Origin of the sequence: Mycobacterium sp. (assembly GCF_035640695.1) — a bacterium.
In the GTDB taxonomy this organism is placed as follows: Bacteria; Actinomycetota; Actinomycetes; order Mycobacteriales; family Mycobacteriaceae; genus Mycobacterium.
Genome location: NZ_DASQVQ010000178.1, coordinates 1 through 12571 on the forward strand (window position 1 = coordinate 1; position 12571 = coordinate 12571).

Here is a 12571-nt window from a genome sequence, read left to right on the forward strand (position 1 = left end):
CGAAAATGACGTCGCCGCCAAGCCAACCGACGTCGACGACAATAACCACAATGACCCCGACAGCACCCAGCTCGACGCTCGGGCTCTGGCGCGCGGCGTCGGCAGCCATCGACCCGGCGGGCTACTTCCGCCGCCGCGCCACCCAACCCCACCCCTTCCAGCTTAAGTTCCCCGGCCTCGGCGACGTCATCTTCTTCGCCACCGCACACGGCGCCCGCGACGTCCTAACCCTGCCCGCACCCCTATGCCAAGCACCCACCCCCAACCCCATCGAACCCATCGTCGGCAAAGGATCTTTGATTTTGCTTTCCGGCGAGCAGCACAGGCGTGAACGTCGCCTGTTAACGCCGGCGTTCCACGGCGAGCGGATCAAGAGCTACGCCGACATCATCGCCTCAGCAACCACGGAGGAAATCGGGTCGCGACGACCGGGGCAAACTGTAGCGGTGCGGGAGCTTGCGGTGGCCATCGCTCTCCACGTCGCGATCCGCGTAGTCTTCGGCGTCGCCGATCCAAACCGCCGCCGGGACTACACCCACGCAGTCAAGGCCTTGATGCGGGCCAACACGGCCCCTCTCATGCTGATGCCTGCACTGCGCCGGGACATCGGTGGCCGAGGACCGTGGGCCAGGCTACTGCGGCTTCGTGATCAGCTTGACCAACTCTTGTCCGAAGATATGGAGAACCGACAGCGGAAGGGCCTGCAGGCTCAAGACATGCTTGACTTGCTCCTGTCCGCGACCGATGAAGACGGTCAGCGGCACAGCGAGCAGGACATGCACGACCAGCTACGGACACTGCTCGCTGCGGGTCACGAGACCACCGCGACATCGCTCACGTGGTCGCTCTACCACATATACCGGGACGATTCGGTAAGGGAGCGCTTGGCCGCTGAGTTGTCCCGGCGCCCAACGCCGCTGGAGATGACCACGTTGCCATACCTCAACGCAGTCGTCCACGAGACGCTACGGATGCATCCGCCGGTGCCGATCGTGTTGCGGCGACTGGGCGGCCCGTTGACCGTCGGCGGTGTCGCCTGCACCGAAGGACAGATCGTGGGTATCGCTTTGCATGCCCTGCATTTCAATCCCTCGATCTGGCCAGAGCCCGACCGGTTTGAGCCAGAACGGTTTCTGGCACGCAAACCCACGCCATTCGAGTATGCGCCGTTCGGCGGCGGCCACCGTCGATGCATCGGAGCCGCGTTCGCTGAGGCCGAGCTGGCCATTGCGATCGGAACCATCATGGGGTCCGTCGAGCTTCGGATGCCCACGCGGGAACGTGACAGGCACCCACCACGTTGCGTCGCGCGCGGCATCGCCGTGGCGCCGGCGCGTGAGATCACGCTTGAAGTGATCGATCCATGTTGAGCGGGTTCAGTTTTGGCGGCCTGCCCGCAGTCGCCGCACACATCGTCCGAGAGTTCACGCTCGCGTTCTCCGAATGGCGGAGAGTGGAGCAACCTAGACAATAGGGGGATCAGATATGGTGTCACTTCCGATTGGACGGCATTTCTTCCGCGGCGCGGATGGCTACGAACCGGCCCGCCGCGAAACCGTATGGAACGGTCTACTGCCGGATCGGTTTCCCGACGTCATCGTGCAAGCGGAGAACACCGGGGATGTCGTCACCGCGATGCGGTACGCCGGAATTCACCGCCATCGAGTCGGTGTCCGGTCGGGTGGGCACAGCTGGGCGGCCAGCCACCTCCGCGACGGAGGTTTGCTCCTCGACGTCAGCCGCCTTGATCACTGCCTAGTTGACACGGAACGCAGGGTCGCAATTGTCGGGCCGGGCAAGGTTGGCAGCGTCCTATCGGCTGAACTCGACAAGCAGGGGCTGTTCTTCCCCACCGGCCATTGCGAAGGCATCGGTCTCGGTGGGTATCTCCTGCAAGGTGGATACGGCTGGCATAGTCGAGTGGTCGGACCGGCATGTGAAAGTGTGGTTGGGATCGAGGTCGTCACCGCCGACGGCGAGCAGCTCTATTGCGATGCCGACAACAACACCGACTTGTATTGGGCCGCCCGCGGTTCAGGGCCAGGTTTCTTCGCCGTGGTCACATCCTTCCACCTTCGGCTCCACCCGCGGCCGGCCGTCTGCGGCAGCTGCCTGTACATCTATCCCGTTGAAGTAGCGGACGAGGTTTTCACCTGGGCACGCACAATCAGCCCACACATCGACGATCGAGTCGAACTGCAGGCCATTACCTCGCGGAACCTTCCTGCGCTTGGGTTAGACCAACCCAGCATCGTCGTCGCGTCACCTGTCTTCGCGGAGTCCGAAGCGGACGCCGCACAAGCCCTGGCGATCCTGGGCACCTGCCCGGTTGTGGATCGGGCCCTGATCAAGGTTCCGTACGCGACGACGGACTTGGCCGGGTGGTACGGGGCCGTGATGAGCAACTATCCGACCGGTCACCGCTACGTCGCCGATAACATGTGGACGTCGGCGTCCGCGGAGGAACTGCTGCCAGGCATCCACCGAATAATCGACACAATGCCACCGCCCCCGTCGCACTTTCTCATGTTCAATTGGAGCCCGTCCTCGGCCCGGGAAGAGTTGTTCTACGGCCTAGAGGATGAGATCAATCTGGCGCTGTATGCCGTGTGGGACGACCCAGCCGACGACGAGAGGTACGGCGATTGGCCGCGGTCCAACATGGCGGCTATGGCGCACCTCTCGAGTGGAATCGGCTTGGCCGACGAAAATCTCGGTCGGCGTCCGGCGAAGTTCGCCAGCGACGAAAATATGGCCCGCCTGGACTGGGTGCGCGCGAAGTATGACCCGGACGGGCGCTTCCACAGCTGGATGGGGCGTCTTGAACCGGCTCAGCGAAATGGTAATTAGAGACGTCCATGAATTTGCGGGAACGCGCGCCATTCCTTCGATGGCGGCTGTCGTCGAGCCGCAGCGAATGGACCACCAGCGCGTTAATCCCACCTGAATCAATCTGGCTGTGCGGCTTTGCTTTTGCGTGAAGCCTTGGCGATTTCCAACCAGAACCGGGCGGCCGCGCGAATCGAATCCTCGACGGGTTCGGGATGCCAGCCCAATTCGCGGATTGCCTTGCCGTGGTCGACCTCACTTTCCATCCGCATCATCCGCACCGACTTGAGGCTGAGCTGCTCGCCGCCCGAACTGCTGAACCGGGCCTTGACGGTGCCCAGTGCACCCAGCCCGTAGAGCAGCGGCAGCGGGATGGACCGCCGCGGCGGCGGCATGCCGGCCTCGTCGGCGGCGATGCGGACAACCTCGGTCAACGGCATCATCTTTTCCGAGATGATGTACCGCTGGCCGGTGCGGCCGCGCTCGGCGGCCAGGATGAGCGCGCGGGCGGCGTCGTCGACGCCCACCACTTCAAGCTCGATGCCGGCCATGTTGAACGGCAGCTTTCCAAAGACCGCGCCGGCAATGAAGGAGCCGTGCGGTGTGCCGCCCCAGTCGCCGGCGCCGTAGGTCGTCGAGACGCACATCGCAACGGCGGGCAGACCGCATTCGGCGGCGTAGCGCAGGACCAGCTCCTCGGCCTGCAGCCGCGACAGCGGGTACGGCCCATGGGAGCGCCGCCACGTGTACTTGTCGTCTTCGGTGGCGCGGCGACCACGCCGGCGGCCGATGGTGACGTAGCTGCTGGTGAATACGAACCGGCAGAGATCCCGCGACCTGGCCACATCGAGCACATTGCGCAGGCCCTCGACGTTGGCGCGAAACAGCGGAGCCGGGTCGCGCAACCACGCCCGGGTGTCTACCGCGCAGTGGTAGACGACATCGCAGCCGTCCATCGCCCGGCGCAGCGTCTCGGTTTCGAACAAGTCGCCGTGGAACCGTTCGACACTCAGATCATCGATGCCGCGGGTGTTGGCCGTGGGCCGCACCAGCACTCGGACGTCGGCGCCGCCCGCAACCAACTGCCGAGTCACGTGCGAACCCAGAAAGCCGTTCGCGCCGATCACCAGTTTCGGTTTCATTTCACTGCTCCTGCGTCCGGCCGTAGCGCCGCATCCACTCCGCCGCGTCGTCGGGCAGCGTGCCCAGCCGGCGGGCCTTGCGGCACCAGGTGAGTCCCGCATGAACGAATCGCATCGGGTTGTAGATATCTTCCTGCCGACGCCACTGGCCGTCGCCGGCATAGGTGAGGATCGAGATGTTCGTCGCCGAGATGATCGTGCCGTCGCCGGGATCGGCCATCGGGTTGTCCAGCTCGCAGATGATCCGGCCGGTCGGTTCGTCGATGACCGACCACAGCGACGGAAACGACGTCATCAGCCGGCCGGGGAAGGTCGTCATCGTCTTCCAGATCCAGGCCCGCACTTCCTCGCGGCCCGTCATCGTGCCCACCGCGTGCTCGATGTACTCCACATCCGGGGTGTACTGCCGCACCCAGGGGTCCCAGTCCCTGGTTTCGGCCGCGCGGGCGACCGTCCGCTCGAACACGTCGAACGCGACGGACAGCTCCTCGCGGGTAAACGGCACCGGAAGACTAGAACATGTTCTAGCCATCGTTGTCGAGGCCCGACGTGCTGGTACGGCCAATCCTCGGGCAAGTTTCAATGGTTCGGGCGCGGGCACGCATGATCTGGAACACTGCGATCAGAGAGATTGCCGTCACACCCAAGAGTGGAGTTGCCCGATGAGCCTTACCAATCCCTCCACGCCTGCCTCCACGCCGGAACTGCACGCCGCCAACATGGCCGAGTTGTTCCTCGACCGGGTCAAGGCGTCGCCCGACAAAGAGGCCTTCCGCTTCCTGCGCGGAGGCGAATGGGTCTCGGCGACGTGGGCAGAGATGCACAGCAGCGTCGAGGCGCTGACCGCGGGCCTGCTGGCGCTGGGCATCCAGCAGGAGCAACGGATCGGCATCGCGTCGGGCACCCGCTACGAGTGGATCCTGGCCGACCTCGCCGTCATGTGCGCCGGCGCCGCCACCACCACGGTGTACCCCAGCACCAACGCCGACGACACCGCCTACATCCTTGCCGACTCGGAAACACGCATCGTGTTCGCCGAGGACGACGCTCAACTCGAGAAGCTCAGCGCCAAACGCGGCGACCTGCCGGACGTGCAGAAGGTGGTGGTGTTCGACGGCGCATCCGACGGCGATTGGGTCATCACGCTGGACGATCTCGCCGATCTCGGAACAAAATATCTGCTCGACCATCCCGGATGTGCTTGGGAACTGGCCGAAACGATATCCGCCGATCGGCTGGCAACGTTGATTTACACCTCCGGCACCACCGGTAAACCCAAGGGCGTGCGGCTGCCCCACCGGGCATGGGTCTACGAGGGCTCAGCGGTCGCCGCGATGGATCTGCTGGGCGAGGACGACCTGCAGCTGCTGTGGCTGCCGCTGGCGCACTCGTTCGGAAAGGTGCTGCTCGCCGCCCAATTGGCGTGCGGGTTCGCGACCGCGGTGGACGGCCGGGTGGACAAGATCGTCGACAACATGGCGGTCGTCAAACCGACGTTCATGGGCGCCGCCCCGCGGATCTTCGAAAAGGCGCACGCACGGATCGTCACCACCCAGCAGTCGGAGGGCGGCATGAAGGCCAAGCTGTTCGACGCCGCGTTCAAGCTGGGTGTAGAGGTGGACCGGCGGCGCTTCGCCGGCGAAGGTGTGCCGCCGTGGATGAGTCTGCAGCACAGCCTGTTTGACCGCTTGGTGTTCAGCAAGGTCCGCCAGGCTTTCGGCGGCCGGATCAGGTTCTTCGTCTCCGGCTCGGCGCCGCTGAACCGCGAGATCGCCCACTGGTTCCACGCCGCGGGGCTGCTGATCCTCGAGGGCTACGGGCTGACCGAATCGGCGGGCGGCGGCTTCATCAACCGGCCGGACAACTACAAGCTCGGCACCGTCGGGCTTCCGTTCGAGGGCACGTCGGTGCGGATAGCCGACGACGGCGAAGTCCAGATCCAAAGCCCGTGCGTGATGGAGGGCTACCATCACCTGCCCGACAAGACCGCCGAAACGTTCACCGACGACGGCTGGCTGCGCAGCGGCGACAAGGGCAGCTTGGACGAGGACGGGTTCTTGACGATCACCGGCCGGATCAAGGAGCTGTTCAAGACCTCTGGAGGCAAGTACGTCGCGCCGCCCGCGATCGAAGCAAAGTTCATGGCGTTGTGCCCCTACGCGAGTCAGTTCCTGGTCTTCGGCGAGGGACGCAATTTCGTCGTCGCCTTGATCACGCTGGATCCGGACTCGATCACTACGTGGGCCAAGGAGCACGGCATGGGTGACGCGTCCTACGCGGAACTGGCGAAATCGCCTGGGGTAAAACAGATGATCGGCGAGCACGTCGACAAGCTCAACGCCCAACTCAACCGGTGGGAAACGATCAAGAAATTCGCCGTTCTTGACCACGACCTGTCCCTGGAGACAGGTGAGCTGACGCCGTCGCTGAAGGTCAAGCGCACCGTCGTCGCGGACAAGAACAAGGAAGTCCTGGACTCCTTCTACTCCTGAGACGGCATCTCACGTTCCGGCCCGCCGGCACGTCTACCTGATACAGGGGGCGTGATGAACAACATCTGGCAGAAGCGTGTCGTGCGTGCCGACTGGCATCGGATCGCCAGTGACCTCGACGAGACGGGTGGGGCGTTACTGCCGCGGCTGGTGACGCCGCGGGAGTCCGCCAAGATCCGAGCGCTGTACGACGACGACGACATGTTCCGCACGACGATCGACATGGGGCGCTACCGGTTCGGTGCGGGGCAGTACCGTTACTTCGACGCACCGTATCCCGAGCCGATCGAGGCGCTCAAGCAGGCGCTGTATCCCCATCTGGTGCCGATCGCCCGGGACTGGTGGACGAAGCTGGGCCGTGCCGCGCCGTGGCCGGACACTCTCGACGAATGGCTCGCGCAGTGCCACGCCGCGGGCCAGTCGCGACCGACGGCCATCTTGTTCCGCTACGGGCAAGGAGATTGGAACGCACTGCACCGAGACCTGTACGGTGACCTTGTCTTTCCGCTACAGGTGGTGATCAACCTGAACGAGCCGGGAGTCGACCACACCGGCGGCGAATTCTTGCTCGTTGAGCAGCGGCCGCGGGCTCAGTCGCGCGGCACCGCAACGTTGGTGCCGCACGGGCACGGTTACGTCTTCACCACGAGCGAACGGCCGGTTCGCTCGGCACGCGGCTGGTCGGCCGCGCCGGTCCGGCACGGCGTGTCGCTGCTGCGGTCCGGTGAGCGCTACACTCTCGCCTTGATTTTTCACGACGCCGCATGAACTTTCGCGAACTGCACCACTGTGATACACCGTTGGTGCTGCCCAATGCGTGGGACGTGCCGTCGGCGCTGGCCTTCGTCGCGGCCGGCTTCCGCGCGGTCGGCACGACCAGCTTCGGGGTGGCCTCCGGCTTGGGCCGGCCGGACGGCGACCGGTCGACCAAGGAGGCCAACGTGCGGCTGGCCTGGGAGCTGGCGCGAATCGATTGCTACCTCAGCATCGACATCGAAGACGGCTACGCCGACGAACCGCATGCGGTCGCCGACTACGTCGCACACCTGCCCGCCGCCGGGATCAACATCGAAGACAGCACCGCCGAGACGCTGATCGCCCCGGAACGCCACGCCGCCAAGGTCGGCGCGATCAAACAGCGCCGACCCGACGTATTCGTCAACGCGCGCGTGGACACCTATTGGCTGGACCAGGATGCGACCGTCGAAGCGACGCTGGAACGCGCGCAACGCTACGTCGACGCGGGCGCCGACGGCATCTTCGTGCCGGGGGTGATCGATGCCCAGGTGATTCGGGAGTTGAGCGCCAGCATCCCCCGTCCGCTGAATGTGTTGGCCATCCCAGAGGTTTCGTTGGAGCAGCTGGCGGCCCTCGGTGTGCGTCGGGTGTCGACGGGTTCGCTGCCGTACCGCGCGGCGATCCACGCGGCCACCGAGACGGCGCTGGCGGTGCGCGCCGGACGGCCGGTCCCGGCGTCGAGCCCGTACGGTGAATTGCAGACCCGGCTTGTCCACTACGCGGGCAGTCGCCGAGGATGAACCAGGGGTATCCGGTGGTTGCATCCAATGCGAAAACCAAGGAGGCCAGTCATGGCGCGTGAGTACAACAAGAACCCCGCTGCCGTCGGCGCGCTGAGCCCAGAGCAGTACCGGGTCACCCAGGAGAACGGGACCGAACGCCCGTTCACCGGCGAGTACTGGGACAACCACGAACCCGGCATCTACGTCGACGTGGTGTCGGGCGAGCCGCTGTTCGCGTCGGTCGACAAGTTCGAAAGCGGCAGCGGATGGCCGAGCTTCACCAAGCCGATCGATGCCGACAACGTCGTCGAGAAGCGCGACCTGAGCCATTTCATGATCCGCACCGAGGTGCGCTCGTCGCACGGCGACAGCCACCTCGGACACGTCTTCCCCGACGGCCCGCGCGAGGCCGGGGGCCTGAGGTACTGCATCAACTCGGCGTCGTTGCGGTTCATCCACCGCGACAAGCTGGAGGAGGAAGGCTACGGGGAGTACCTGAGTCTGTTTGAGGACGACGGGCGCAAGCGAGGCGAGCCGGAAATCGAAGAGGAGCGGCATTCATCATGACCAATCACAAGAAGGCGATCCTGGCGGGCGGCTGCTTTTGGGGCGTGCAGGACCTCATTCGCAAACAGCCCGGCGTGGTGTCGACGCGGGTCGGCTACACCGGCGGGGAGAACGCCAACGCGACATACCGCAATCACCCCGGCCATGCCGAGGCCGTCGAGATCGTCTACGACCCGGACCGCACCGATTACCGGACGCTGCTGGAATTCTTCTTCCAGATCCACGATCCGACGACGAAAAATCGCCAGGGCAACGACGTCGGGACGAGTTACCGGTCGGCGATCTTCTACCTCGACGACGAACAGAAGCGCATCGCGCTGGACACCATCGCCGACGTCGAGGCGTCGGGGCTGTGGCCCGGCAAGGTGGTGACCGAGGTCAGCCCCGCCAGCGATTTCTGGGAGGCCGAGCCCGAGCACCAGGATTACCTGGAGCGCTACCCCGACGGGTACACGTGCCACTACATCCGGCCCGGCTGGAAACTGCCGAGACGCGCGCCTATTTAGGCTGTTTGGCGGCCTCGTCGCAGTGCGGAAGTCCGCGTAATTTGGCGGATTGTGGCGACACCTGTATCGCGTGATCGCCGACGAAGAGCTCGAGTTCGCCCGAGTCGACGTAAAGTGCGGCGTCGTCGGTGGTCATCTTCCACGGCTTGCCGTCGGTCGGCCACTTGCCACCGATGAGTCGGACGGCGCCGTCGTCATCGGTCCTGACGCAATCGACGACCAGGTGCGGAAGCAGCGGGCGGAAGTAGACGGCCAGCCGCTTACGGTCGAGGTTCACGTCGATCGGTATGCCGACGCTCGGCAGCAGCGTTCCTCCCGGACGGTCCGCCAAGGACTTCCTGACCTGCCGGAAGCCGATCCCGGTGCCGAACCAGTCGATCGTGATCACCGTCGCGATGTATTGAGCGATCGCCAGGGTCAGCAGGCCGCCGGCACTCGCCGCGGTGACGCCCGCCGCGCCCGCGACCCAGGTGACCGGGAACGCGAGCATGCCGACGATCGCCGTGACGCCCACCGCAGCGGCCGCGTGGCCCGCCGCGGTCAGGCTGAAGTCGGGGTTCACGACGGGTTCCGGCGGGTTGAGCCGCGGCCGCACACCTATGGTCCGCGGCAGTTCGTCCATCGCGTCCTTGACGCGCTTGACCTCCGCTTCATAGCTTTCGTCGCTGTCGTCGCTGTCCTCGTCGCCGTCCTCGCCGCGCCGCTTGCGTTCCGAAGCCGCGCGCAGCGCATCCTCCAATTCATCTGCGCCCTGGGGAATCTCGTCGAGCACCATCTCCAGCGTCACGGTGAAGGTCGCGTCGAAGTCATACAGCGCGGTGTGGGCGCTGACCTTTCCGTCCACCATCAGCCGCCCGTCGCCGGTGCGCGGGATGATGTCGGCGGTCAACGAGTCGAGGCACCGTTCGGCGCCGCCGATGGTGATCGTTTTCGGCCCGTTCAGCAGGCACGGCTCCTCGGCGTCGAAGTCGCCTTCCGCGAGGCCGAAGCTGTTCATCACGGTGCCGCGGACCTGACGCAGAATGCTCCACCCGGTGACCGCAACCGCGATCCTCTCGTGCGGGCGGTCGGCGAGCACCGAGGCCGGCACCTGCTCGCCGGCAGGCAATTCGCGCAGCGTCTGTAACTGCACGACCATCGATTCGTGCGTTTCGCCGCCAACGTCGTAGCGTTGCACGACGGCATCGAGCGCCTTGACCGTGCTGTCGTCGCGGGCGTCGGGATCGATCTCGAGCGTCATCGGTAGCACGTTGACGACACCGTCGTCGCCCATTTCGGCCAACTGCCGACGGACGGCTTCGGCGATCTGCGCGGCGACGAAATCCAGCACCGCGGTCCTGGCGCCGTCGTCGGAGATGCCCAGATGGCGTACCTTCTCCAGGTTCACCAGCAGCTCGCCGGCGATGCAGTGGGTGATCCAGTAGGCCTCGGCGTAATCCAGGTCCCAAGTGATCCGGGGATCCTGCCCGGTGAATGCGATGTCGCCGCTGGAGCGCGGCTCGCTACCCGGCCCGAACAGCCGCGCCCCGTACCGGTCCGGCGGCGGGGCGGCCACCAGCACCGGGGCGTCCTGCGGAGCGAAATTCAGGCAGATGGTCGCCTTGCCCGGCTCGATCTGCCGGCGTTCCAGCTGGTCGTGAATCGTGACGCGGCCGAGCAGCGGGATCTCGTTGTACGGGATCCGCCGCGCCTCCCCGGCGCGCGGCCCGTCCGGGATCGTCACGGTCCTCGGCGGCAACGGCACCAGCGGTATGCAGGTGATTGAGTCGATGTGGATCTTCGAGTCGAAAAGAACAAGATCGATCGCGAAGTGCCGCAGGGGGTCGTGCGGGTCGCCGCCGGTCTGCTCTTGCCAGGCGCGCGCATGCGAGTCCGATACGAACCAGACCCGGTCGAGCGTCAGGTCGAGGGTGGCGGTGGCCGCGTAGCCGGGTCCGCTGACGGACTGCGATTGCTGCTCCCGGCTGAACATCTGCAGCGTCTGGTCCTGAACGTGCTCGCGATGGACCTCGACGATGGTGTCCGGATGATCCATGGCTGCAAGTTAGCCAGGAACGTCGGCGGCCAAACTTCGACCGGCAAACGACACGCTGTCGAGATCGATCAGCGGCGGTGCACGACGATGCGGCCGCCGGCCTTCGGGGTGTAGGCGACACCGCGCGAATGCACCTTCTCGTCCGGGGCGTCGTCGGTGTCAAGCCTGAAGTGCCGCAAGACCGTTCGCAGCACCACATCCATCTCGGTGTTCGCGAACGCGGCGCCCACGCAGCGGCGGGTGCCACCGCCGAACGGCACCCACGCGAACGTCGGTGGCCTGTTGCCGACGAAGCGATACGGGTCGAAGCGTTCGGGGTCGGGGAACACGTCGGGATCGTCGTGCAGCTGCGAGATGCTCACGACGATCGAGTAGTGCTGCGGAATGCGCCACTCGCCGAGCTCGAATACCGGCGCAGCGACATGGCGGCCGGCGAAGTCGATGACGGTCCTGGCCCGCTGCACTTCCAGAATCGTGGCCTGGCGCAGCTCGTTGTCGTCGGTGTCGGCTTCGGCGGCCAGCTTCGCGACGATGTCGGGATGGCGGCGCAGCCGCTCGAACGCCCAACCCAGGCTCGACGCGGTGGTTTCGTGCCCGGCACCCACGAGGGTCAGCAACTCGTCGGAGATGTCCTGGCGTGACATCGACGTGCCGTCCTCGTAGGTGCTGCGCAGCAGCAGCGCCAGGATGTCGGTGCGGTCGTCGAAATGCGGGTCGGCTTCGGCTTTGTCGATCAGGGTGCAGACGGTGTCGTCGAACCTGCGGTGCGCCTCGGCTAACCGGCCCCACGGGCTGTGGCGGCCGAATGTCCACGGCGGCTTCGGCAGGGTGGCCACCCGCGAGCCCACCTTCACCCACGGCGGAATCATTTGCCGCAAGTAGTCGAGTTCGACACCGTCGGCTCCGAACACCGTTCGCAGGATCACGTTCAGCGTGATCCTGTTCATCGGTTCCAGGGAACGGAACTCGGTGCCCAGGGGCCAGCCGGCGCTCTCGCGCAGGGTCTCCTCCTCGATGACCTTTTCGTAGTTCTTGATGCTCTGGCCGTGGAACGGCGGCGCCAGCAGCTTGCGCCGGTTGCGATGCTCGGCGCGATCGAGCGCGAACACCGAGCCGCGCCCGAGCACCCGGCTGAGGTTGGGCTGGATGTTAATCAGGTCGTCGGTGCTCGCGGTGAACACATTCCGGACCAATTGCGGGTCGGCGACGACCACCAAGCGGCCAAAAACCGGGACGTTCATGGTGAACACCCGGCCGTAGCGGCGCGCCGCCTGGCGCATCGTCCAGCGGCGGGAGATGGCGAAACCGACGCCCTGCACGGGCATCGGGACGGGCACCACCGGCGGCAGTTTCGCCGGAGCGGCCGTCGTGGGAGATTGCGCGTCGGCAATCGTGGTGTCAGTCACTGTTGATCACTCCCCACCGTATTTCGGTACATTCGCGTACCGTAGTGATTGGGACGGTACTCTGCGGTACCGTG

11 protein-coding genes are annotated in these 12571 nt (G+C 65.6%); 7 read left to right on the forward strand and 4 right to left on the reverse strand.

Annotated elements, in window-relative coordinates; translation table 11 throughout:
* Positions 1-50: 50 nt before the first annotated feature.
* Both VE759_RS21090 and VE759_RS21095 read left to right on the forward strand, forming a co-directional pair.
* The gene (locus tag VE759_RS21090) at positions 51-1370 is read left to right on the forward strand and encodes a cytochrome P450 (protein WP_324936063.1); all 1320 of its coding nucleotides are present in this window, start codon (positions 51-53) and stop codon (positions 1368-1370) included.
* Between the two features lie 115 nt (positions 1371-1485).
* Positions 1486-2850 carry an FAD-binding oxidoreductase gene (locus VE759_RS21095; protein WP_324936065.1) on the forward strand — a complete coding sequence of 455 codons (1365 nt, stop codon included), beginning with the start codon at positions 1486-1488 and terminating at the stop codon, positions 2848-2850.
* Positions 2851-2948: 98 nt separating this feature from the next.
* On the opposite strand, the gene VE759_RS21100 is transcribed toward VE759_RS21095, so the two are convergent.
* Together VE759_RS21100 and VE759_RS21105 are read right to left on the reverse strand one after the other, a co-directional pair.
* Positions 2949-3971, reverse strand: coding sequence for an NAD-dependent epimerase/dehydratase family protein (locus VE759_RS21100; RefSeq protein ID WP_324936067.1), 1023 nt, complete (start codon positions 3969-3971; stop codon positions 2949-2951).
* Between the two features lies 1 nt (position 3972).
* A complete protein-coding gene (locus VE759_RS21105) occupies positions 3973-4503 on the reverse strand; it encodes a nuclear transport factor 2 family protein (protein ID WP_324936069.1) in 531 nt (176 codons plus the stop codon).
* A 130-nt stretch (positions 4504-4633) separates the two neighbouring features.
* On the opposite strand from VE759_RS21105, the gene VE759_RS21110 reads away from it, so the two are divergent.
* Genes VE759_RS21110 through msrA form a run of 5 tightly spaced genes read left to right on the forward strand, consistent with a single transcriptional unit; the run spans position 4634 to position 9056 of the window.
* Positions 4634-6463, forward strand: a complete 1830-nt coding sequence (locus tag VE759_RS21110) for a long-chain fatty acid--CoA ligase (RefSeq protein WP_324936071.1) — start codon at positions 4634-4636, stop codon at positions 6461-6463.
* 54 nt (positions 6464-6517) lie between these two features.
* A complete protein-coding gene (locus VE759_RS21115) occupies positions 6518-7231 on the forward strand; it encodes a 2OG-Fe(II) oxygenase (protein WP_324936073.1) in 714 nt (237 codons plus the stop codon).
* On the forward strand, positions 7228-8001 hold the full coding sequence (locus VE759_RS21120) for an isocitrate lyase/phosphoenolpyruvate mutase family protein (RefSeq protein ID WP_324936075.1): 774 nt from the start codon (positions 7228-7230) through the stop codon (positions 7999-8001). Before VE759_RS21115 ends, VE759_RS21120 begins: the two co-directional genes overlap by 4 nt.
* Positions 8002-8052: 51 nt before the next feature.
* Positions 8053-8550: a peptide-methionine (R)-S-oxide reductase MsrB gene (msrB, locus tag VE759_RS21125; protein ID WP_324936077.1), complete on the forward strand. Its 498-nt coding sequence runs from the start codon at positions 8053-8055 to the stop codon at positions 8548-8550.
* Positions 8547-9056 carry a peptide-methionine (S)-S-oxide reductase MsrA gene (gene msrA, locus VE759_RS21130; protein ID WP_324936079.1) on the forward strand — a complete coding sequence of 170 codons (510 nt, stop codon included), beginning with the start codon at positions 8547-8549 and terminating at the stop codon, positions 9054-9056. Before msrB ends, msrA begins: the two co-directional genes overlap by 4 nt.
* Here msrA and VE759_RS21135 read toward each other — a convergent pair.
* Complete coding sequence (locus VE759_RS21135; protein ID WP_324936081.1) at positions 9049-11091, reverse strand: hypothetical protein; 2043 nt, start codon at positions 11089-11091, stop codon at positions 9049-9051. The genes msrA and VE759_RS21135 overlap by 8 nt on opposite strands.
* A 68-nt stretch (positions 11092-11159) precedes the next feature.
* A complete protein-coding gene (locus VE759_RS21140; RefSeq protein WP_324936083.1) occupies positions 11160-12497 on the reverse strand; it encodes a cytochrome P450 in 1338 nt (445 codons plus the stop codon).
* Positions 12498-12571 lie beyond the last annotated feature (74 nt).